15 protein-coding genes are annotated in these 24,077 nt (G+C 60.1%); 6 read left to right on the plus strand and 9 right to left on the minus strand.

Annotated elements, in window-relative coordinates:
* Positions 1-42: 42 nt before the first annotated feature.
* Positions 43-819, minus strand: coding sequence for a response regulator transcription factor (locus J8Z04_RS08830; protein WP_192848375.1), 777 nt, complete (start codon positions 817-819; stop codon positions 43-45).
* A gap of 367 nt (positions 820-1,186) precedes the next feature.
* Between J8Z04_RS08830 and J8Z04_RS08835 the strand changes: the two genes are divergently transcribed.
* The 4 genes from J8Z04_RS08835 to infC all read left to right on the plus strand — a co-directional run bounded on the left by J8Z04_RS08835 (position 1,187) and on the right by infC (position 5,634).
* Positions 1,187-1,825 carry a nucleotide exchange factor GrpE gene (locus J8Z04_RS08835; RefSeq protein WP_052348887.1) on the plus strand — a complete coding sequence of 213 codons (639 nt, stop codon included), beginning with the start codon at positions 1,187-1,189 and terminating at the stop codon, positions 1,823-1,825.
* A gap of 26 nt (positions 1,826-1,851) precedes the next feature.
* Complete coding sequence (locus J8Z04_RS08840) at positions 1,852-2,811, plus strand: glycosyltransferase family 9 protein (RefSeq protein ID WP_081562833.1); 960 nt, start codon at positions 1,852-1,854, stop codon at positions 2,809-2,811.
* A gap of 201 nt (positions 2,812-3,012) precedes the next feature.
* Positions 3,013-4,959 (plus strand): threonine--tRNA ligase, encoded by a 1,947-nt coding sequence (gene thrS / locus J8Z04_RS08845; RefSeq protein ID WP_192848374.1) that lies wholly within the window; start codon positions 3,013-3,015, stop codon positions 4,957-4,959.
* 114 nt (positions 4,960-5,073) lie between these two features.
* Positions 5,074-5,634 (plus strand): translation initiation factor IF-3, encoded by a 561-nt coding sequence (gene infC / locus J8Z04_RS08850; RefSeq protein ID WP_043557988.1) that lies wholly within the window; start codon positions 5,074-5,076, stop codon positions 5,632-5,634.
* Positions 5,635-5,785: 151 nt separating this feature from the next.
* On the opposite strand, the gene metF is transcribed toward infC, so the two are convergent.
* Positions 5,786-6,664 (minus strand): methylenetetrahydrofolate reductase [NAD(P)H], encoded by an 879-nt coding sequence (gene metF / locus J8Z04_RS08855; protein ID WP_086442185.1) that lies wholly within the window; start codon positions 6,662-6,664, stop codon positions 5,786-5,788.
* A gap of 26 nt (positions 6,665-6,690) precedes the next feature.
* A complete protein-coding gene (locus J8Z04_RS08860) occupies positions 6,691-7,683 on the minus strand; it encodes an ArsR/SmtB family transcription factor (protein WP_227449691.1) in 993 nt (330 codons plus the stop codon).
* A gap of 253 nt (positions 7,684-7,936) precedes the next feature.
* On the opposite strand from J8Z04_RS08860, the gene metE reads away from it, so the two are divergent.
* A complete protein-coding gene (gene metE / locus J8Z04_RS08865; RefSeq protein ID WP_192848373.1) occupies positions 7,937-10,267 on the plus strand; it encodes a 5-methyltetrahydropteroyltriglutamate--homocysteine S-methyltransferase in 2,331 nt (776 codons plus the stop codon).
* Between the two features lie 168 nt (positions 10,268-10,435).
* Here the strand turns inward: metE and J8Z04_RS08870 are convergent, their stop codons facing one another.
* Both J8Z04_RS08870 and J8Z04_RS08875 read right to left on the minus strand, forming a co-directional pair.
* A complete protein-coding gene (locus J8Z04_RS08870; protein ID WP_081562836.1) occupies positions 10,436-10,990 on the minus strand; it encodes an MliC family protein in 555 nt (184 codons plus the stop codon).
* Positions 10,980-11,510 (minus strand): hypothetical protein, encoded by a 531-nt coding sequence (locus J8Z04_RS08875; protein ID WP_043558433.1) that lies wholly within the window; start codon positions 11,508-11,510, stop codon positions 10,980-10,982. The genes J8Z04_RS08870 and J8Z04_RS08875 overlap by 11 nt, the downstream gene beginning before the upstream one ends.
* A 148-nt stretch (positions 11,511-11,658) precedes the next feature.
* Here J8Z04_RS08875 and J8Z04_RS08880 point away from each other — a divergent pair, with 148 nt between their 5' ends.
* Positions 11,659-14,391, plus strand: coding sequence for a M16 family metallopeptidase (locus J8Z04_RS08880; protein ID WP_212125625.1), 2,733 nt, complete (start codon positions 11,659-11,661; stop codon positions 14,389-14,391).
* Between the two features lie 99 nt (positions 14,392-14,490).
* Here J8Z04_RS08880 and J8Z04_RS08885 read toward each other — a convergent pair whose 3' ends face one another.
* The 4 genes from J8Z04_RS08885 to rpsA all read right to left on the minus strand — a co-directional run bounded on the left by J8Z04_RS08885 (position 14,491) and on the right by rpsA (position 23,890).
* On the minus strand, positions 14,491-15,525 hold the full coding sequence (locus tag J8Z04_RS08885; protein WP_192848371.1) for a CgeB family protein: 1,035 nt from the start codon (positions 15,523-15,525) through the stop codon (positions 14,491-14,493).
* A gap of 31 nt (positions 15,526-15,556) precedes the next feature.
* Positions 15,557-18,565, minus strand: a complete 3,009-nt coding sequence (locus J8Z04_RS08890) for a glycosyltransferase (RefSeq protein WP_332067161.1) — start codon at positions 18,563-18,565, stop codon at positions 15,557-15,559.
* An 8-nt stretch (positions 18,566-18,573) separates the two neighbouring features.
* Positions 18,574-21,951, minus strand: a complete 3,378-nt coding sequence (locus J8Z04_RS08895; protein ID WP_192848369.1) for a glycosyltransferase family protein — start codon at positions 21,949-21,951, stop codon at positions 18,574-18,576.
* A gap of 229 nt (positions 21,952-22,180) precedes the next feature.
* Positions 22,181-23,890, minus strand: a complete 1,710-nt coding sequence (rpsA, locus tag J8Z04_RS08900; RefSeq protein WP_043558429.1) for a 30S ribosomal protein S1 — start codon at positions 23,888-23,890, stop codon at positions 22,181-22,183.
* Positions 23,891-24,077 lie beyond the last annotated feature (187 nt).

Below are 24,077 nucleotides of genomic sequence, written 5' to 3' on the forward strand. Positions count from 1 at the left end.
GCCGACAGACATGATCTCTCCAGGGCAGGCCATAGGATCACCTCACTCCCGATAGCGGTACCCGACACCGTAAAGGGTCTCGATATGATTGAAACATTCATCCACCCGACGGAACTTCTTGCGGACCCGTTTGATGTGACTGTCGATCGTACGGTCATCAACATAAATGCTGTCCCCATAAGCCGCATCAATCAGCTGGTCGCGGGATTTCACCAGCCCCGGACGCACGACAAGTGCCTTGACGAGCAGAAACTCGGTAACTGTCAGCGCCACCTCCTGACCATCCCAGAGGCACTGGTGCCGGGCTTCATCCAGCGCCAGCGCACCGCGGACCAGGATGCTGCTGCTTGCCCCAGCCTCCCCCGTGATTTCCGCCTGACTGACCTCATGCCGGCGCAGCAGGGCACGGATCCGCTCCACCAGCAGGCGAACAGAAAAAGGCTTGGTAATATAATCATCCGCCCCCAGGCGCAGCCCCATGAGCTGGTCCATCTCTTCATCCTTGGAGGTCAGGAAAATGACAGGCAGGCTGCTCGAACGCATGCGCAGCCGACGCAGAAGCTCCATCCCGTCCATGCGGGGCATCTTGACATCCAGCACCGCCAGGGATGTCGAGCGGGACAGGATACCCTGCAGGGCACTTTCCCCATCCGTATAGACATGAACCGTGAAACCCTCGGCCTCCAGCGTCATCTGAACAGATGTCAGAATGTTCCGGTCATCATCCACTAGGGCAATGACCGGAACCTGCTGGGCCTTGGAACCATGTTTCTCTTCCGTGTGAGACGGAACCACGGGAGGGAAAGTGGTCTTCTTCATGCAAACTCCTGTGCCTTGCAACATAACAAGCAACAAAAAAATCTCAACACAAAGTTAAGACTGTTTACAGCAAATATTAACAGGAAGACGACTGCCAACACATGCCACTATTCTGACAACATTATACATTGAATCCCGGTAATTCCGCCAGCCCATTATGTAAATTGTGTTTTTTTACGCTACCATCCAAAATTCAGCGCCACCCTTCCCCAGCACTACCTCCCCCCTTGCTTTTGCCGCATGGGACACTATCTCCTAGAGGCACGAAAGGAGCGCATCCTGCCGCTGCAATCACGAAAACCCGAAAGGGCATAGTGAGTCGAGTCCGCAGGAAATGTGCTCACGAAGACGGAAACAGGGTCACGATATGACAGAACAGACTTCTCATACCGACATGCCACAGACCGATACCACACAGCACGAAGCCCAGCCGCACAACACGGCATCCCAGGCCGAGGCGCATGAGGCTCACGCTACGGAAGAACAGGCCGGGACCGGCACTGCCGAGGAGCGCATTGCCGCCCTTGAAGAGAAACTGGCTGAGATGGAAGACCGCTGGAAGCGCTCCGAAGCGGACAACCAGAATCTCCGTGCCCGCCACAAGCGCGAGATTGAAGACACCCGCCATTACGCCGTTCAGAAATTCGCCCGTGATGTCGTCGAAGCCGCCGAGAACCTGCACCGTGGCCTGTCCGCCCTGCCCCCGCATGAAGAGGGCGAGGATGCCCTGATCACCCGCCTGCGGGAAGGATTCGAAGGGACAGAGCGCTCCTTCCTCTCCATTCTGGAACGGAATGGCATCACCAGACTGGACCCGACACACGGACCATTTGATGCCAACCTGCATCAGGCCATGCAGGAGCAGGAAGTCGACCACCTTCCGCCCAACCATGTCGTGCAGGCATGGACGCCAACATGGATGCTGAAAGACCGCCTGCTGAAGCCAGCCATGGTCATCGTCTCCAACGCTTCCTCAACGGGTCAGCCTCCCGAAAAGAAGGACTGATTCCCGGAACGATCACCCGGAGCCTCATGCCGCAGAAGATACTGATCATCCGTCATGGTGCTCTGGGAGATCTCTTTCAGGCGTTTGGAGCCTTTGCCTCCATCCGTCATGCTTTCCCCCACGACCATGTCACTCTCCTGACAGCCAGTCCCTATCATGATCTGGCCTCGTGCTGCCCGTGGTTCGATGCCATCGCCACAGATGACCGGCCTCCCTTCACCAATCTGCGCCACTGGCTGAAAATCCGCCACATCCTGCGACAGATGGACATGGTGTTTGACCTCCAGAATTCCGGCCGGACAGCCCGCTATTTCCATCTTGTCCGCCCCGGCACTGTTTGGTCCGGCCAGAACAGGCGGGCCAGCCTGCCCCACCTCAATCCACAAGCCCGCCAGATGCACACGCTCGTGCGGCAGGCCGATCAGCTCCGGGCGGCTGGACTCCCTTCCCTGCCCCGTACCGTCCCGGAATTTCTCAAGAACCGAGGCCCATACCTGCCCGCCCCCTATGCCGTGCTCGTGCCCGGGGCCGCACCACACCGCCCGGCGAAACGCTGGCCTGCCCTCCATTTTGCCACGCTGGCACAGGCTCTCGACACGTGGGGCTGCCAGCCCGTCATCATCGGCAGTACGGCGGACCGCCCACTGGCAGACATCATCCGCTCCCGGGTTCCGCAGGCACTGGACCTGACAGGACGGACGGACCTTCCCGCTCTGGCCGGGCTGCTCCACCGTGCCCTGCTCTGCATAGGCAATGACACCGGCCCGCTGCACATGGCCGCCACGATGGACTGCCCAACCCTGACCCTCTTTTCCGCCGACAGTGACCCGAGACGCTGTGCCCCCCTCAGCATCACGCCCGGGCAGAGCCGGGTACTGGACTGCCCCGACCTCTCCACCCTGCACCCGGAACGGGTTCTCAGACTGCTGGAAGACTGGGGCCGACCCCTCATGCAGGCCCGCCTGACGCTTCAGAGGCATGGTTGATCGACAAAACGTGACCAGCCGACCCTGCCCCGAAAACTGGCAGGAACCGGCAAAAAACCGCCCTTCCTCCATCTGGCTGCATATTAGGGCTTGCAGGACAGCGCCATAAAAGGCCATTTTCGCCCCCATCTCTGTCTGCTGCGCCTTTCCTTTCATACAAGGGCAGCATCCTCTTCTGACCAACAACCAAGGAGTTCCTCCATGCCCGCCATTACCCTGCCCGATGGAAGCATTCGCACCTTCGATGGGGCAGTGACCGGGACAACCATCGCCGAAGCCATCGGGCCGGGTCTCGCCCGTGCCGCCATGGCCATGGAAGTTGATGGCAAAGCCGTGGACCTTGGTTTCACGATCAGCAAAGACAGCACCGTCCGCTTCATCACCCGCAAGGATGATGACGTGCTGGAGATGATCCGCCACGATGCCGCCCATGTCATGGCCGAGGCCGTGCAGGAGCTCTGGCCGGGAACGCAGGTCACCATCGGCCCGAGCATCAAGGATGGTTTCTATTACGACTTCTTCCGGGACAAACCCTTCACACCAGCCGACTTTGAAGCCATCGAAGCCAAGATGGCCGAGATCATCACACGGGGCGATGCCTTCACCCGTGAGGTGTGGGACCGGGACGAGGCCATTGCCTTCTTCGAGAAACGTGGTGAAAAGTTCAAGGCCGAGCTGATCCGGGACCTGCCGGAAAGTGAGGAAATCTCCATCTACCGTCAGGGCGAATGGCTGGACCTCTGCCGTGGGCCACACCTCCGCAGCACGGCGGATGTCGGCAACGCCTTCAAGCTGATGCGGGTGGCCGGGGCCTACTGGCGTGGTGACCACCGCAACCCCATGCTGACCCGCATCTACGGCACGGCATGGCGGGACAAGAAGGAACTGAAGGCCTATCTCCTGCGGCTTGAGGAAGCCGAAAAGCGGGACCATCGCCGCATCGGCCGGGACATGGACCTCTTCCACATTCAGGAAGAGGCGGTCGGCCAGATTTTCTGGCACCAGAAGGGCTGGCGCCTCTACACGGCGGTGCAGGATTACATGCGCCGTGCCCAGAACCGGAATGACTATCAGGAAGTCCGCACCCCGCAGCTGGTGGACCGGACCCTCTGGGAAGCCTCCGGCCACTGGGACAAGTACCGTGAGCACATGTTCATCGCCACGGTGGAGGATGAGGACAAAACCCTCGCCCTCAAGCCGATGAACTGCCCCTGCCATGTGCAGATTTTCCGTCACGGCCTGCGCTCCTACCGTGAACTGCCACTGCGCATGGCGGAATTCGGCGCCTGCCACCGGTACGAACCGTCCGGCTCCCTGCATGGCATCATGCGGGTGCGGGGCTTCACGCAGGATGACGCCCACATTTTCTGCACGGATGACCAGATCGCCGAAGAAACGGCCCGTTTCGTCACCATGCTGGGCGAGGTCTACAGGGATTTCGGCTTCGAGAGTTTCCGTGTGAAATTCTCCGACCGTCCCGAAACCCGTGCCGGGTCTGACGAGGTGTGGAACCGGGCCGAGGGGGCCCTCAAGCGGGCCTGCGAAATGGTCGGCGTGGAGTATGAGCTGAATCCCGGTGAAGGGGCCTTCTATGGTCCGAAACTGGAATTTGTCCTGACCGATGCCATCGGGCGTGACTGGCAGTGTGGCACGCTCCAGGTGGACTACGTCCTGCCGGAACGGCTGGATGCCTCCTACATCGGCGAGGACAGTGCCCGCCACCGCCCTGCCATGCTGCACCGTGCCATCCTTGGCAGCTTCGAACGCTTCCTGGGTATCCTGATCGAACAGTATGCAGGCAAGTTCCCGCTCTGGCTGGCCCCGACGCAGGTTGTGGTAGCCAGCATCGTCACCGATGCCGCCGATTATGCGCTGGAAGTCACCGAACGTCTACGCAAGGCCGGTCTTCATGCCGAGGCGGATGTCCGCAATGAGAAGATCAACGCCAAGGTGCGTGAGCACAGTCTGGCCCGGGTGCCGGTCATGCTCGTGGTCGGCCGCCGGGAAGCGGAAGAAGGCACTGTCAGCGTCCGCCGTCTTGGTGAACAGGCACAGAATGTGATGGCTGCCGATGAGATCATCGCCGCACTGGTGGAGGAAGCCACACCGCCGGATATCCTGCGGGCTGCCTCCCGGAAAACGGCCTGATCTCTCCTGCGTCTGCCCCCTTGCACCATACCGGTGCGGGGGGTATGAATCTGAACAGGTAGTTTGAGTCCCGTTGCTCTTTCATCAGTGATGGGGCCGCAGCATCAACAGGAGATGACCATAGCTAGACCGCCGTTTCACGCCGCCCCGAACCGCGATGGGCCACGTGTCAATGAAGAGATCCGGGTGCCGCAGGTACGTGTTATCGACGCCGAAGGCGAAATGATCGGCATCATGCCGACGCGTGAGGCTCTTTCCCGTGCTTTTTCTGAAGGACTGGACCTGCTGGAAATCAGCCCGACGGCGGAGCCCCCGGTTGCGAAGATCCTCGATTACGGCAAGTTCAAGTACGAACAGCAGAAGAAACGTAACGAAGCCCGCAAGAAGCAGAAGGTCATCGAGATCAAGGAAGTGAAGGTCCGCCCGGGTACGGGTGAGCACGACTTCCAGACCAAGGCCAAGGCCGTCCGCTCCTTCCTGGAGGAGGGTGACAAGGTCAAGGTTTCCCTGCGCTTCAAAGGGCGTGAAGTGGCCCATCAGGACCTCGGTGCCAAGATGATGCATCGCATCCGTGAGTCCGTGGAAGATATTGCCAAGGCCGAACAGATGCCTCGCCTTGAGAATCGCCAGATGATCATGATTCTGGCCCCGAGCAAGCAGCGGGACACCAAATGATGTTTCCGGCCACCCTGTCCTGAAGGTGGCTTGAAACATGCTCCATGAAAACCCCCGGTCCTGCATGGCAGAGCCGGGGGTTTTTACCTTCATGACCCCACGTTGCAGCGCCCCTCCGGTGAAGAAGGAGCGCATGAGTACGGGAACACCCTCAGGCCACGTTCTCCACCAGAGCATGGCAGCGCTGGCGGCCCAGCAACGTGCAGAGAGTTGACGTGGGTGCGCTCTGATTGAGCGTGTAGAAATGGAAATGCTCCACCCCTTCATCTCTCAGACGCTGGCAGATGCGGTCTGTCACCACGGCACTCAGGCGGGAGCGGATCGGAGCCAGATCATCCACCCCCTCAAACAGAGCTTTGAGTTCCTCCGGCACGGAGGCACCGCACATCCGGGCAAAGCGCCATGCCTGCGACGCCCGACCTATGGGCAGGATGCCCGGCACGATGGGCCTGGTGATTCCTGCCTTCACGGCACGATCCCGAAAACGCAGAAAACTCTCGGGGTTGAAAAAAAACTGCGTGATGGCCCTGTCTGCCCCGGCATCAAACTTCTCCTTGAGATGATCGATGTCTGACTGGGACGACTCCGCTTCCGGATGAGTCTCCGGATAAGCTGCGACAGAAATCTCGAAAGGAGCAACCTTCTTCAACCCCGCCACGAGGTCTGCTGCATAGCGGTAGCCCTGCGGGTGTGGCACGTAGGGCGTTGCCGCCGCCCCTTTTGCCACCGGCGGATCCCCCCGCAAAGCTACGATATGCTTCACTCCATTGTCCCAATAGGCTCTGGCCACATCGTCCACCTCTCCCCGGGACGCATTGACGCAGGTCAGATGCCCCGCAAGAGGAGTCGATACCCTGGCCGACATCTGCCGCAAGGTCTCCAGAGTCCGTTCCCGTGAGGAACCGCCTGCCCCATAGGTGACAGACATGAAGCGGGGCTCATAAGCCGTGAGCCGCTGGGCGACACGCAGCAGAGCTGCGGATTTTTCATCCGTTTTCGCCGGGAAGAATTCAAATGAGACCTCAGGCATGATGCCAGTTCCTTTTACATACGGTTCTACGTAACCCTTGATTGCTGATCCAACGGCAAGCGGCCCATCCAGAGCTTCACCGTCAATTCTCCATCGAGAGAGACAGGGGGGTCTGCTTCCAGCCCTGCCGCCTCGAACCATTGTTTCATGCGGTCATCACTGAAGCCGAGATACATGTGGGCATCCCGTGTGCGGAGTTCCTCACGGTCATGCAGGGCAAAATCCACCACCAGAAGACGCCCGCCGGGGCTGAGAATCCGGGCCGACTCGGCAATGACGGCGGCCGGGTGCTGCGCATAACGCAGCGCCTGATGCAGAATGGTCAGATCAGCCGAGCCTGCAGCCAGTGGCAGGGCATAGAAATTGCCCTGCCGCAGCTTGATCTCTTCTCCATCCGCCGTCCGGTTCTCTTCCAGCTTGACCCGGGCCAACCTCAACATGGAGGGGCTGCGGTCAAACCCGATGGCGCTTTCACACTGCGGGGCCAGAAGCTCGAGCATGCGCCCTGTCCCCGTCCCGATATCCACAACACGCCCGAGCGGTCCATCACCCACCAGTTTCACGATGGCCGACTCGACAGATTCTTCCGAAACATGCAGGGAGCGAATCGCATCCCACTCCGCTGCATGAACCTCAAACCAGTCCTCGGCCTCACCCATGCGGACATTCCGCACGGCCTGGAGGCGTTGCCGGTCCGCCCGGCCCATCTCGTCATCATCCTCCTCGTGATAACGCCGCCAATGGTCCAACGCTGCAAAAATGGGCTCCAGGTCATTCTCGTCCCCAAGGGCAAGAAAAACCCAGCTTCCTTCTTTGCGGCGCTCCACCAGTTCGGCCTCCGCCAGCACCTTCACATGCCGGGAAACCCGCGGCTGGCTCTGGCCCAGAACCTGGGCCAGTTCGCCAACTGACAACTCCATTTCGCGCAGCAGGCGCAAAATTCTCAGACGCGTCGGCTCTGCAAGAGCCTGAAAGATTATAAGAGCACGATCCATGCAGACTATATATAATGACTTCATTATATATGCAATATCTGTTGACACATTTAAAAAGCCCTGTCACTTCTGGTTCCCGAAGCACAGCCCGGCCTGTCTCCCCACCCCGTGCAGGAGATGGACCGGACGCTTTTCCCGGCTGCCTCCCGGAGGCAGTCCCGATCTCATCGGTGGGGCAGATACCGCCCGCCCGTTTGCCTTTCTCCCCCGGCGGCACATCCCGCAGGGTGGTGGAAGGCAAATGGAACGGTGCCCACCCAACGCCAGGAGGCATGTCATGACCGTACGCGTCGCAACACTGGGCTTTCCCCGTATCGGTGGTCGCCGTGAACTGAAAAAGGCTCTGGAAAGTTTCTGGGCCGGCAACAGCAGCGAGGCCGAGCTGCTCCAGACCGCCGCCAGCCTCCGCAAGGAGAACTGGACCCGCCAGAAGGAGCAGGGAGCGGACATCATCCCCTCCAACGATTTCTCCCTCTATGACCATGTGCTGGATACCAGCGCCCTGGTCGGAGCCGTGCCGGATATCTATGGCCACAAGGGTGGCAAGGTGGACCTCACCACTTATTTTGCCATCGCCCGTGGCCGTCAGGTCGCCGGTGGGGAAGAGGCCGGGGACCATGCCCACGACTGTTCCTGTCATCACCATGCCGCCACCGATGTTCCCGCTGCGGAAATGACGAAGTGGTTCGACACGAACTATCACTACCTCGTGCCGGAATTCAAAGAAGGGCAGAGCTTCAGCCTCTCCTCCACCAAGATCATTGACGAATACAGGGAAGCCAAGGCTCAGGGCATCGAGACACGCCCTGTCCTGCTGGGGCCGGTAAGCTTCCTGCTGCTGGGCAAGGCCCACGGTGCAGCCTTCAACAAGCTGGACCTGCTGCCGGGGCTGCTCTCCGTCTATACCGAGGTGCTGCGTGAGCTGCGTCAGGCTGGGGCCGAATGGGTCCAGATTGATGAGCCGACCCTGGTGCTGGACCTTGATGATGCCACCCGCAAGGCTTTTGCCCTGGCCTATCAGAGCCTCACCAGTGCCGTTCCTGACATCAGGCTGCTGCTGACGACCTATTTCGGCGGGCTGGCTGACAATCTGGAGACAGCCCTGTCCCTGCCGGTTCATGGCCTGCATGTCGATCTGGTCCGTGCCCCGCACCAGCTGGAGGACGTCGTTGCCAAGGCACGCCCGGACCTGCTGCTCTCCCTCGGCGTGATTGATGGCCGGAACATCTGGAAGGCCGACCTTTCCAGAATTCTGAAGCACATCGCTCCGGTTGCCGCCAAGCGTGACATCATCGTGGCCCCGTCCTGCTCCCTGCTGCACACGCCGATTGATCTGGAGCGTGAAACGCAGCTGGATGCCGAGGTGAAGAACTGGCTGGCCTTCGCCGTGCAGAAGATTGCCGAACTCGCCACCATCGCCAAGGCCCTCAATGAAGGCCATGAGAGCGTGAAGGCCGTTCTGGACGCCTCCGATGCTGCTGCCGAGAGCCGCCGCACCTCCACACGCATCCATAATCAGGATGTGAAGAAGCGTGCCGCCCAGAAGGATGCCAAGCTGACACAGCGTCAGTCCGCCTTCCCCGTCCGCCAGAAGGCGCAGGAAGAGGCTCTGAGGCTGCCGCTCTTCCCCACCACCACCATCGGCTCCTTCCCGCAGACGAAGGAAGTGCGTCAGGCCCGTGCCCGCCACGCCAAGAAGGAACTCTCCACGCAGGATTACGTGGCCTTCCTCCAGAAGGAGACGGCATCCGCCATCAAGTGGCAGGAAGAAGTCGGGCTGGACGTCCTCGTGCATGGCGAGTTCGAGCGCAACGACATGGTGCAGTATTTTGGTGAGAAGCTTTCAGGCTTCGTCTTCACCAAACATGCCTGGGTGCAGTCCTACGGTTCCCGCTATGTCCGCCCGCCCATCATCTTTGGTGATGTCTCCCGCCCGGCAGCCATGACGCTCGACTGGTGGCAGTATGCACAGTCCTGCTCCAGGAAGCCGGTCAAGGGGATGCTGACAGGCCCGGTCACGATCCTGAACTGGTCCTTCGTCCGTGACGATCAGCCACGCTCGGAGACATGCCGCCAGATCGCCTTCGCCATCCGTGACGAAGTGCAGGACCTGGAGAAGGCTGGCTGCCCCGTCATCCAGATTGACGAAGCCGCCCTGCGTGAGGGTCTCCCCCTGCGCCGCAAGGACTGGCAGCATTATCTGGACTGGGCCGTGGAAAGCTTCCGTGTCACGGCCAGCGGCGTGCAGGACAAGACGCAGATCCACACCCACATGTGCTACTCCGAGTTCAACGACATCATCCAGGCCATCGCCGACATGGATGCTGACGTGATCTCCATCGAGACGGCACGCTCCAAGATGGAACTGCTGGAAGCCTTCACCGATCACAAATACCCTGCCGAAATCGGCCCGGGCGTGTATGACATCCACTCCCCCCGTGTTCCGTCCGTCGAGGAAATGGTCGAGCTGCTGCGTGCGGCAGAGAAGAAGGTTGCCCGCCGCCAGCTCTGGGTGAACCCGGATTGCGGCCTGAAGACCCGCAACTGGAAGGAAGTCCGCCCGGCCATCACCAACATGGTCAAGGCTGCCGAGATCCTGCGTGGCTGAAGGCTGAAAGAGATGGAACCCGGCTTCGTTACCTAGCACGATCCATCCAATGAAGCCGGGTTCCGGGGGGCGATTTAAAACAGTCTCCCCCACATGGAAAGGGCTCCCTCTCTGGGGAGCCCTTTTCTGTATTTCCGCTTCCATTGCTGCAGGGCATCTGCCCCATGCTCAATGATCAGCCGTTTTCCCACCGGAAGGGACGACATGGCAGGAAAAGAACACATCATCCTTCCCCTCACGGGCAAACGTGACCTCATCACCCTTCGACCACCAGCTATAGCTGCCTGCCACATATTTGGCACCATCAGCCGCCACGACATTGGAAAACACCAGCACACGACCATCCACGGGCAGAATGGCCAATGCCATGATATCTGCTGTCAGATAGGTCACCGTGAAACGGCCAGCAGGCAGGGAAGTCCGCAGGGACCGGACATCATCACCCGCCTTCTTCTCATCCAGGCTGCATGTGTAATCGACATCCTGCCGCCCCACGACCTCATCGGCCGGCAGGGGAATCAGGAGATGATTCTCGGCCTTCCGGGCTGGGACGGCCTTTTTGCGGGGTGATGGACTAGGCTTTCTGTCCTGTACCGGTGCGACAGACTGAGCCTGGAGAGACGCAGCCGTTTCATCACCTGCCACGGCCTCATGCCCCCCAGTCCAGACCACGCCCAGCAGCAGCCCACACAGGGAGGCTACCTTCATCCGGTCATATGCCATCAGTCACGACTCCTCTCAGTTCGACACGACGTCTTGCGGCCCTGCGTTCTTCCTCCGGCGGACGGGGCTGGCAGGCCATGAAATACAGACCCGTCACAAACGCCAGCTGCGACAGCAGGCCCAGACGGTTCCACAACCATGTGGCCGGAGAAGACGGAGCCATGAAAACGGATATGGTCTCATAAACCAGAAAGGCCAGACAGATCAGCCGCAGGCTGCGCATCAGCGGGCGCAGGGGATTGAGCGTGTTCGGCCTCACCAATGGGCGGAACCGCTGGAAGCCGACAAACAGCACGATACTGCACAGAAGTACCAGAACGGACTGGACACTCTCGCTGATGGAGGCCCCGTACATCAGCAACGGTGCCAGAAGGCAGGCAAACTGGAGAACGACGGACCCAAGCTCAAAATTGATGCCGATGCTCCAGGCAGACATGGCACCCGGCAGACGGTCCGCAACGGGCTGGAACAGCCTGTCCAGAATGAAATCATCCAGTGCCTGAAGAACCCCCTCCTTCATCCTGTCTCCTTTTCTCTGATACCATGCCATCTTGGCGTGGCCTGACTCCTGGCCGGGAGTATAACAGAACACACCCCTTGACGATATGTAACCAACACACCGAAAACAGACACAGACCCTTCCCCTGCTGAAAGGATGCGCAGCCCTCATGGCTCTACCCGCTTCACTGTTCCGTCCGGCCCTGCTTGCGGTCACACTGCTGACCACCAGCCTCACGGCCCTGCCCGCCCTGGCCGAAACGGCCCCCCAGCCGACCCGTACCCCAGCGGCACCAGCTGCCCTGACCACAACCGATGAGGAAGGCATTACCCGGGCGACCCTGAAGAACGGCCTGCGTGTCATCATCGTCCAGAACCATCTGGCTCCGGTCGTGCAGACAATGATGAATTACGAAGTCGGGTCCGTGGATACCCCCAAAGGGTTCCCCGGTACGGCCCATGCGCTTGAACACATGATGTTCAATGGCTCGAAGTCCCTCAGCCGGGACCAACTGGCCACACTCAGCGCACGGCTCGGCAACAACGACAATGCCGATACGACGGCAGACGTCACCCAGTATTACTTCACCGCCCCTGCCAGTGATCTGGACATTCTCCTGCGTATCGAAGCAGGCAGGATGGAGGGCCTGACTCTGAGCGGAGATGAATGGGCACATGAGCGCGGTGCCATCGAGCAGGAAGTCTCCCGTGATCTCTCCAGCCCGATCTATCGTTACCTTTCACAGGTACGAGGCCTGCTCTACAAGGGGACACCATACGAAGCCGATGCCTTGGGCAGCCGCCCGTCCTTCGATGCCACGACGGTCGATCAGCTGCGGCAGTTCTATGAAAGCTGGTACGCCCCCAACAATGCCGTGCTGGTCATCACCGGTGATGTGGACCCGACCGAAACGCTGAAGAAGGTTGACGCCGCTTTTGGGTCCCTGCCAGCCCGCACCCTGCCAGAACACCCACGGGTTGTGCCGAAACCTGTCGCCAGCCAGACCCTGTCCCTGCCAACGGACCTGCCAGCTGGACTGGTCACGCTGGCATGGCAGATGCCCGGGCAGCGTGACCCCCGCTTTGCCGCCGCCACGCTTCTGGCCGACGTGCTGGCCAGCCAGCGGGCTGATCTCTTTGCCCTCGTCCCGCAGGGAACAGCACTTGAGACCGGCTTCATGTATGCACCAGAAGCCCAGGGCGGCATTGCCACGGCCTATGCGGTCTTCCCGCAGGGTGGCAATCCAGACCCGGTCCGGGTGAAGATGGCCTCCATTCTGGAGCATTACCGCTCCTCAGGCCTGCCGGCAGACCTCATCGAAGCGGCACGGCGGCGGGAAATCGCTGCGCTGGAATTCAACGCCAACAGCATCAGCGGACAGGCGGAAAGCTGGTCCCAGGCTGTGGCCATCCAGCACCTGCACAATCCCCGTGACATGATCCGGGCCTTCCAGACCGTCACCAAAGCCGATATTGATGCCCTGGCACAGGAATGGCTGGACCCCAACCACGCCATCAGTGCGACGCTGACACCCAGCAACTCTGGCAAGCCGCTGGCAGATAAAGGCTTTGGTGGTGCCGAATCCTTCACCAATCCGCCCAAGGAGCATGTCACCCTGCCGGACTGGGCAGAGCAGGCTCTTGCCCGGCTGACCCTGCCCCCCGCCTCCCCCCCGCCTTATGCCACCACACTGCCCAACGGCCTGCGGCTGATTGTCCAGCCCGAGCATGTAAGCCATACAATCGAGCTGTATGGCAGCATCCGCCAGAACCCCGCCCTGGAGCAGCCACAGGGCAAGGAGGGTATAGCCTCCCTGACGGACCGGCTTTTCCTCTATGGCAGCACGCAGCATGACCGGCTCTCGCTGGCCCGTGCCCTTGATGACATCTCTGCCGAAGAAGAAGCCGGAAGCAGCTTCAGCCTCAGCACCCTGACAGATTCCTTCACCACGGGCCTGTCCCTTCTGGCAGAGCACGAGCTGCACCCAGCCTTCCCGGCCCAGGCCTTCGTCATCACACGGGAGCAGGAAGCCCGCAGCCAGCAGGGCACGTTGCAATCCCCCGCCTATCGCTTCGGCCGGGCTGTCAAGAAAGCACTGGTCCCGGCAAAGGACCCGACCCTGCGTGAAGCCACGCCAGAGAGTATCCGGGCCCTCAGCCTCAATGATGTGAACACCTATTACCGGCTGGCCTACCGGCCAGACCTGACAACCATCGTCATCATCGGGGACATTACGCCAGAGGATGCCGTACAGAAAATCACGGCTGCCTTTGGCAGCTGGCAGGCCAGGGGACCGGCCCCGCAGATTGACCTGCCGCCAATTCCCCCCAGCCGTGCCAGCAGAACGGTGGTTGCCGACCCCGGGCGCTCCCAGGACAAGGTGACACTGACAGAAACACTGGGCCTGACCGTCACCAACCCGGACCGTCATGCTCTGGCCGTCGGCAACACCATTCTGGGTGATGGCTTCTCATCCCTCCTGATGCAGGACCTCCGTGTCCGTACAGGGTATGTCTATGGTGTTGGCAGTGCACTGAATTACAGCCGCACACGCAGCAGTTTCTCCATCACCTTCGGAGCGGACCCGGCCAAAGTACCCGCCGCACAGGCCCTGGCCATCAAGGACCTGAACCGGCTGAGGACAAAACCTGTCTCTGACGAGACGCTGGACCTCGCCAAGGCCAGCCTTCTGCGCAGTTTCCCGATGAGCCGGGCCAGCTTCGATTCCCTTGCCGGTCTCTGGCTCTCTCTGATTGATCTCGACCTGCCGCTGGACAACCCGGACAAGGCCGCCAAAGCCGTTTATGAAATGACAGCAACGGATGTGCAGAAAGCCTTCGCCCGGTGGATCCGCCCGACAGACCTAGCCCGCATCATCATGGGGCCCGCACCGGCACGATGAAGGGCAGTCATTCAGCCCCCTGAACGAAAAAAGGGCACCCCCACGGGTGCCCTTTTCCATACCTGCCACACGTCAGCGTGACCCATGGCGCACTGAAGGTCAGAGCAGGCCTTCATCCTTCAGATAATTCACGGCCTGGAGGATGCGGTTGCCATACAGATGCTCCTTCATGGTCCGCTCCTGCGCCTTCCTGGCCATCTCGAACCGCAGGTCATCATCCCGCAGATACCGGTTCACGATCTGCTCGAAATCATCACGGTTCGAGAAAACCGGAATCTCGTCTGCTTCATAATACCGGCGCAGCTCATAGGTTTCCTCATGAAAAACCTGGAAAGCCCCGGCCGCCGCAGCCTCGAACGTGCGTGGGCCCGGCGTGGACGGGGAAATCATGAAGCGCTTGTTCTCAAAATGCAGGGAGCGGCCCAGATTCAGCACCAGACGTGAGCGGCTATACAACTCGATGAGCTGCTGTTTCTCAATCCGGGCATCTGAGAAGCCCACACCCATCTCACCCCAGCCCGGCCCGATGATACGGATATTGAGCTGCTGGAGCACCGGCATGAGGTTGCGTACGACCTCCTTGCGGGAACTGAAAGCCACACCGCAGAAGAGAACATCAATGGTCTTGTCCGCCTGCCTGTCGAGCGGCACATAGTGCTGTTTGGGGCAGGCCCCCAGCGGCAGATGGAACACCCGGTCACGCTGGTAGAAATTGTGCCCCCAGCGGTCGCAGGAAAAGATCACATCAAAATCATTGGCGATCTGGTAATGGGCATCCTGCTCATAGGGGTCTTCCGTGGCCCAGAAGGTCGTCACGGCACCAACCTTTTTCGCAGCCCGTGAGACCTCCCCGAAATAGGTGCTCTCCGGCAGGTAAGACCCCATGGCAAACACCAGGGCCGGCTGAAGGGTATGGATTGCCGAGGCAGCGGCCGTCACATGCACGGACACCACGTTCCCTTTGCCAAAGCAGTCTTCCAGTCCCTCCATGATGGTGGCACGCACCTGGGCATTGGCATGGCTCTCATAACGGCCACCGCTACAGAGCAGCACTTTGTGCTCTTTTCTTTTGGGCCTGTTCTTCTTCCGGCTGTCCTTGTCCTTCACGGCGGTCTGCCCTTCACCTGCGCTCATCTGTCACTCCCCCACAACGCCTTGCCCCATGTCAGTTCAGGGAGGCATCCACAATCTGTTTCAATCTATGTCTGAACTGCCCCAGATCGGTATCCCGTTTCACAGCCTCCAGGGCAGACTGGCGGATACGCTGCCAGAGTGTTTCATCATCATACAGCTGCTCCACCGCTGCGGCAAAACCTGCCGGGTCCGTTCCCGGTGCGCTCAGCAGGCTCTCCCCAGCCTGCCAGCCCACCTCCTCCCGAAGCAGATCCGTCACGACCATGGGCAGACCCCGGGCAGCAGCTTCATGCACCTTGAAGGGCAGACCACCGGCAAAGCGTGTCGGCGCCACAAACACCCGGTACCTGTCAAACAGTGCACCAAGATCATCCACCGCTCCCAGAATCTCGACGCGGTCATGCTGTCCCAGCGGGGTCATGTCCACGGCAGGATGAACATACCCGGCAATGTGCAGGCATACATCTTCCGGCAGCGCCTTCAGCAAAGGCAGGACCTCTTCGACAAACCACGTCATGCTGTCGTAATTGGGCGAGGCCTCGCTATGGAAGGCCCCAAGGAAGAGGATGTCCCGCCGCTCCCCATAAGGCCGGGATGTCGGCTCGACTGCCATGCCATGCCCCAGAACCATCACATTGGGATAGCCCGCCCGGCGGATCAGCCCGGCATCATGCTCTGTCACAGCCACGATCTGCTGGCAGTAATGGGCACAGCGCAGCTCCTCCGCCAGCAGCCGGTCCTGCTCTTCCTCCCAGGCTTCCGGCGCAAGCTCCGGAGCCGGGCTGCCATCAGCCATCAGGCCCGTCACCTGCTGCTGAAGGAGAGTTCTCGGGGCCGCCACCACTTCCGTATCCAGGACGGAGCCACAATGCGGCAGGAAGCGGCTTGCCTCATTCAGCAGAGGCAGAAGGCGGGCCATGTTGTGGGTCCGCCCGACCCAGAGCAGGTCATAATACCCGGCCCGTTCCTCCAGAAACCCCAGCAGAGTGGACATGTCCTGATTGAAGACCAGCTCCACCTCTTCCGGGAAGTCCCGGCAAAGCAGGAAGGGCGGTATCTGCTCCCGCATGACGGGAAAGACCGTCACATGATAATCCAGCGCCACCAGCGCACGGACAATATCATTGGAACGCACATAGCCTGAACCCAGACCCCGCAAGGGGATCCGATCCTCGATCAGCAGGACACGCTGCCGCTCCGGCCTGCGCCGCTCGCGCCCCAGCAAGGCATTGCGGATATGCTGGGGCTGCTGCTGACGCAGGAACTCCTGATGCTGCTGGGCAAAAACCTTCCAGTGCCGCTGGATGAGCTGATGGGAGCCACTCTGCCCGGAACTGCCGAACTCCAGATGCTCGACCATCGCCAGCGGTTCATAGACAATCCGGGCCCCGATCTTCTGGAGCCGGACACACAGATCCGTATCCTCGAAATAGGCAGGCCAGTACCGGGTATCGTACCCACCAAGACGCCGGAGCAGCCCTGTCCTGACCAGCAGAAAAGCTGCCGAGCCATAATCGACCTCCCGGCTGAAGCTGGCCTCGGGAATGTTGGGGTCATCCTGCCGCCGGTATCCATAGGTCGCTCCGTCCCTCCAGATGATGGACCCGGCTTCCTGAAGGAAGAGATTGGTCCGCACCAGACGGGCTGCCACGGCCCCGGTTGTTTCCTGACGATACAGGCGCTTCAGCGCATGGTGCAGCGCATCGGGATAAAGCCGTATGTCATTGTTGAGATACAGCACAGCCGGTGCCGTGACATGCTCCAGCGCCTCATTGCAGCCCAGCAGATAGCCGATATTGGTCCTGTGCCGAAGGATGATCGCCCCCTCGACAAGCTGTTCCAGACCGGATGTCTCATCACAGGAGCCGGAATCCACGATGATGAGCTCGATGGCTCCATCATATCCAGCCCGCAGGGACGCCAGAGCCTGAAGGGTGAGGTCGATCTGGTCATGCACGACCATGATGACACTGACTTCCGCCATGCCCCGCACCCGGAAATCCAGCTTCTGACGGGCGAGGGCAGGCAGATGCAGGGCCGCATCATCCCGGAACAGCTGGCGGGTCTGGTCCTCATCAGGAAGAGGGTCTTCACATCCCACTGGTACGGCATGGCCAGCCTTTTCCGCTACCAGACGGGCAAAGGGACTATCATAGACACCGCCCTCACAATCCGACCAGACGAGAGGATGGCGTTTATAAAGTGCCAGATCAATTCCCTCTGCTGGTGAACGTCCCTCATGTGCCCCGAACAGAACGAAATGTTCATACCCATTCCGCAATCCCCCGGCACCGACGGAAGGAAGAATATCCGGGGATGTCCTGCGGTAATAGGCCTCATCGAACCAGGGCGACGGATTGAAGGCCTCCGGCGTTGGATTTGTCAGATAATGATGCAGCGCATTACCATAATCCCCGGCCTCGATGGCTTCACGCACCTGCGGGTAGGTTTCCAGATACCAGGGGGCATCAAAATACCAAGAAAGTGGCGCAGCATCTGCGATATAGGCCGGCAGAACCAGCCATGAGGCCAGCAGCCCCTCCGGGCCGAACCACTCCTCATGACGGCCTGCCATTTCCTGAAGCAGCGTCACATCCACAAAGGGCCCCGCCCTGAACCCATGCACCTCACCATGGGAGAGGTAATGGTCATACCCGTTGCAGAAACCACGCTCCGCCAGATGACGGTCTGTCAGCTCCAGATATCGACGGCGATAGGCCACCTCATCAAACAGCCAGTGTGGCGAGAAGCGATGATACCCCTCTGACCGGTAATGCTCGAAGCCTGACTTCCAGCGTTTTTCCAACAGGCCACGTCGCACTTCAGGATAGGCCTGCCGATACCATATCTCATCAAAATACCGGTTGGGCGAATGCCCCCTGTGGCAGCCAATCTCCTCGTAGAAACGCTGCGCATCTTCATAGCCATGCTGGAGCATCAGCTCCTGCGCATCAGGGTACCGCAGCAGATACCACTGCGGCTGGAACTCAAGCCATTGGGGTGACAGTCCCCCCAATGGCCCACCGGCCCTGTCCGCCACGCCAGAACTCATTGCCGGGACTGTCGGTCAGAAAGGTCCAGCACCAGCTGCCGGATACGCTCCTGCTGCTCGTCGGTCGGCATTTCACGGTAAAGCACCTGGCAACGGCCCCCTTCCATCTGCATGCAGATATCCGTCACGACCGTCCCGAAAATCTCTCCGATGATATTCACCAGAGCCAGATGCCAGACGCCGCCCATTGGGCTGACACGTCCCTTCCATGGTCTCAGGAGCCCTTCAAAGCCAGAGCAGAGTGGCGCATCGTGATGGGCTGTCCGGACATCATCCCGGGCAAAACGGGACATGGCGAAAAGGACGATCTCATCCGTCTCCTCACTGACCATGGCAGCGTACACCGTACCAGACCGGCCCTGCCCCGCCATGAAGCTCCAGCCCCGCAGAACGACCCCCCCCAGCTCCTCGGGCGGCACGACCAGCGTCGTATCCTCATTGGCTGCCAGAAGCTCCAGACGGTCCATGAAATAGAACTGCGTCCCCTGCTCCTGCGCAAAGAGGCGCCCTCGCGGGAAACGGGTCAGCGGAACACCCCGCAGGACATTGTCATCATTCACGACCCTGTAAAAATCGTTCAAAATCACATCATTGTCCAGACGGAAGGCCCTGATGCTCTTGACCTTGCTGCCCTCGACCTCCAGGCCATAGGCCAGCAGCTGAAACGCCCCACGGCCATTGATGGAGTTGACAAGGCCGATCCTGTACCAGCCCTCGCACCATTTGCCCCGGAGCGCCGCCTTGACGGAAAAACCGGACCGGCGCGGCACATCGGCACCGAACAGTTCCGAAATGTCCCCCCGGCTTTCCCGCTCGCTCTTCAGGAAGATCAGCGGGCTCCGCTCATCTTCACTGATCAGCACGACATGCAGCTGTCCCGCCGTCGTGACACCAGGAATGAACAGCCAGCCACGGAGATGGAATTCATCAGCCGATTTGAAGGTCTTCTCTGCCCCTTCAACAAGCACATGGTGGCAGATGTCATCCAGATAACAGTTGGCCCCCTGGATGGCGAACCAGTCATTGATGTGCGATGGCAGATTGATGGCCAGATCCCGCACCAGCGGGGGATCAAAAATATGACGGGGCGGCGCCTGGTTCTTCCAGGAAGAGATGGGCAGAAGGCCAAGCTGCCCGGCATCCAGCATCAGGTCTGACACACCGAGAAGACGCTTTGGTGCGAGCTCCCTGTAAAGGCTGAGCAACCCGGCCGTATAATCTCCTTCATGCGTCCAGAGATCAGGCATGATGGCCTCCATCATCTTCCGGCGGATATCCTCCGAAGACCGCAGAAGCTCCAGACGTTCCAGCACAACGTCTGCCCGGCTGACCGGTACCTTGAAGCCATTGACACCATCCGTCACACGGTCATCCAGCGCCCCGATTCCCGTCACGATGGGCACCAGTCCGTACTGCCATGCCTCGGAGAGGGAGATGCAGTAGGTCTCGGGCCATATGGAGAGAAACAGCGCCACATCGGTCTGTTTCATGACATCCGTATTGCCGACTTCGTACCGCCCATGCACCGTTACGTTCGGGCGTTTCATCCCCTCCAGCACCGGCTGATAATCCGGATGGACATAGCCCAGAATGTGGAAATGGAAATGATCAGGATGGGCCGCCTCTATCAGGGAAAGGATGGTATCCGCTCCCTTGGTCCGGGCGAAATTGCCAACAACAGCCACGCCCAGCGGGCGTTCTTCCAGCGGCCTGTAAGCGTTGGGCACAACCGGCACCGTCACGTCGGGGCTCGGGATCCCGTTGACCAGACTGATCTTCCTGTCCAGCACAGGGTAGATCCTGTGCATGAAGTCCCGAGAATGGGCCGTACCGAACATGATGGCATCAACGTGGTGCAGCATCCGGTCGATGAAGGCACGGCGGGTCTGTTCCCCGCCATACTCGATCCCTTCCGCCTGCTTCAGCATGATATCCATGGCCAGAACGGAACCAAACTGGTCCTCCACATGCCGCATCTCCTGATTCAGCAGGTTGTAGCGGGATGACACCAGCCAGAAATCATGCGCCGAGAACAGGACGCCTGTCCCGCTTGCCTTGGCAATGAGCGGCAGGGAAAGAGCGTGATGCCCCAGATGCTGGAAATGAACCACATCGATATTGTACTGGCTCAGCACACTGGAGAAGAGCATCTCTTCCTGCGCATCGCAGACGACATCATCCCAGCTGCATTCCGCAATATCGAAACGCTCCAGCTCATGCCCGTTGGCAGACAGGAGGCGGCAGTTCGTCCCCCGCCGCAGCCAGAAGAAAAACTCCACATCCCGGCCCAGAAAGGAGCAAAGCTCCCGCTGGTAAACCTCAACCCCACCCCAGACCTGCTCATGAATGGTGGAGTGGGTGCACATCAGCACCCGCAGGCGGTTGCGGCGTGGTGTCGGCACCACATTGGCCGGAGCATAGCATGTGAACTCCGCCTGCGTGACTTCACGGATGAACTGGAGACGATGCGCATAGAGATGCTGCCCGATGACCGACTTCTGCGCCGCCAGGGCGGAGTCCTGCCGCAGCTCATGATCCCGCAGCAGTCGGGCGATGCTCTCCACCACCTCATCATCATCATGGGCCAGATGAACGCCATCCACACTCCTGAAGTGCTCGACATCCATGCCACGGGCCACTTCAACCACCTGCGCTGTCCCTGCGAGGCCAAGCTCAAAATAGCGTGGACCAGGCGCCGTCGCCTGGCTGACATCACCATGGCTGGCATAGTCCCGGAACATGGTCAGCGTCACAGCACTGGCATTGGCGAAATCAATAAAGGCCTCATGGCTGACAGGCCGCTGGAGGGCCAGTGCAGCAATATCGTCCGGCAGCGGGGGAAGATATTCATTGCCCGGGCAGACAAGCTTCAGCCTTACATCAGGAAAGCTGGCCAGAACACGCCGGAGAGTCCGCACCCGGTTGGGCCACATCGTCCCGGCAAAAAACAGATCATACTCACAATCAGCCGCAGCCCGCACGGGCCGCTCATGCAGGCTGGGACTCGCAGCCAGCGGCAGATAATGCCCCTTGCCCTGATAGACTGACACGGAGGCCGGATCATTGGTGAAAACATGGTCAAACAGCGGAGCCAGCTGACCGTTTACCTCCTGCATGAAGGGGTCTTCAAATGTCCAGAGAATCACGGTCTTGAAGGCGGGGCGCACACGGCGGATCAGGGCCTGATTGATGCGCTGGCCATCAATACAGAGCAGGGTGTCATGCTGGCCGGAGGCCGCCGCACTGGCCAGACTCATATTGTCGGCAACGACAATGTTTTCTTTCCCGAACAGCTCTTCTGCCGCACGCTGTATTGCCAGTGTCAGATAGGCATTCGGGTTATGGGTATGATTCGTGTTGTAGATAATCGCCATTGCCAACCCTGAGTTCCAAGAAAAACCTATCTTCAAGTCTGGCCGCACCAGACAGACCGCAAGAACGGCTTAATTACAGAGGACGAGCCAGTCTGAAGCGCAGCTCCAGTAAAGATTTACCACCAACATAATTACAAAACAATAAAAGGGCGGCCAAATGGCCGCCCTTTTACCGCTTTGAATCCATGAAGAAATGTTACCATTCCGCCATGGTCCGAAAATGAGCTTCTCAGTCCTCGGAGCTACGACGACGGATGGCCGCACCAAGGATATCACCGAGAGATGCACCGGAGTCAGAAGAGCCATACTCACTGATGGCCTGCTTGTCTTCCTCAACCTCACGACCACGGATGGTCAGAGACAGCTTGCGGGAAGAACGGTCCAGACCGACCACCTTGGCATCGACCTTCTCGCCAACAGCGAAGCGTTCCGGACGCTGCTCGCTCTTGTCACGGGCCAGCTCGCCACGACGGATGAAGCCTGTCAGGACATCATCGACCTTGACCTCGATCCCGTTGCTCTGAACAGCCGTCACAACGCAGGTGACGACATCACCCTTGTTGATGCGGTCCAGCACATCGGCGGCCGGGTCTTCCTGAAGCTGCTTGATACCCAGGGAGATACGCTCCTTCTCGGCATCCACGTCGAGAACCTTGGCCTGAACGACCTGGCCCTTCTCGTAGCGCTTCATGACCTCTTCGCCGGACTCGTCCCAGGACAGGTCGGACATGTGGACCATGCCGTCGATGTCGGCGGACAGGCCGATGAACAGACCGAACTCGGTGATGTTGCGGATCTCGCCTTCGATGACAGAGCCAACCTTGTGCTCTTCAGCGAACTGCTCCCACGGATTCCGCTGAACCTGCTTCAGGCCCAGGGAGATGCGGCGCTTGGCGCTGTCCACATCCAGAACCATGACCTCGACCTCCTGGGAGGTGGCCACGATCTTGCCCGGATGGACGTTCTTCTTCGTCCAGGACATTTCGGAGACGTGCACCAGACCTTCAACACCCGGCTCCAGCTCAACGAAGGCACCGTAGTCCGTGATGTTGGTCACGCGGCCCGTGAAGCGGGCATTGACCGGATACTTGACGGCCACGTTCTCCCACGGATCAGCCTCAAGCTGCTTCATGCCCAGGGAGATGCGCTGCGTGTCGGAGTTGAAGCGGATCACCTGCACGCGGACAGGCTGGCCGATCTGCAGAGCTTCAGACGGATGGTTGATGCGCTTCCAGGCGATGTCGGTTACATGCAGCAGGCCATCAACGCCGCCGAGGTCAACGAACGCACCGTAATCGGTGATGTTCTTGACGACGCCGTCGAGGATCATGCCTTCCTTCAGGCCCTGGATCAGCTCGGAACGCTGCTCGGCACGGGTCTCTTCCAGAACGGCGCGACGTGACACGACGATGTTGCCACGGGCCCGGTCCATCTTGAGGATCTGGAACGGCTGCGGCTGGCCCATGAGCGGCCCGACGTCACGCACGGGGCGGATGTCCACCTGGCTGCCCGGCAGGAAGGCCATGGCGCCGCCCAGATCAACCGTGAAACCACCCTTCACGCGACCATAGATCGTGCCGTTGACACGCTGGTTGTGGGCAAAAGCGCTCTCCAGAGCGGTCCATGCCTCCTCGCGGCGGGCTTTCTCACGGGACAGAACGATGGAACCGTCACGGTCCTCGTAGCGCTCGATGAACAGCTCGAACACATCACCCGGCTTCACATCCGGGGTTGTGCCAACAGGGCCGAACTCGCGCAGGGCAACACGCCCCTCGCTCTTCAGGCCAACATCGACGATGGCGTGATCGTCTGTCAGACGGATGACACGGCCGCGGACAACGGTCCCGTCAAACGCACTGTCACTGCCCAGTGTTTCATCCAGCAGGGCAGCAAAATCTTCTTTACCGTGTTCCGGTGTATTCTGAGTGGCAGAAGCCATGTATTTCCAGCATTCCAGAGTGCCGCAGCCAGTGCCCGGCACCCAGCCATGCGCCGTCTCCCTCTGCCCAAAAACACAGTGATGGGCTCCAAAAAACGACGTCTCCCCCCGACCCCACAGCCCGGAGCGGAAGTCATCACAAATCGCAGATCCCCCAAGGGGATTCATGACACCACGGGCTGTGCGG

This window comes from Bombella apis, assembly GCF_018221685.1.
In the GTDB taxonomy this organism is placed as follows: domain Bacteria; phylum Pseudomonadota; class Alphaproteobacteria; order Acetobacterales; family Acetobacteraceae; genus Bombella; species Bombella apis.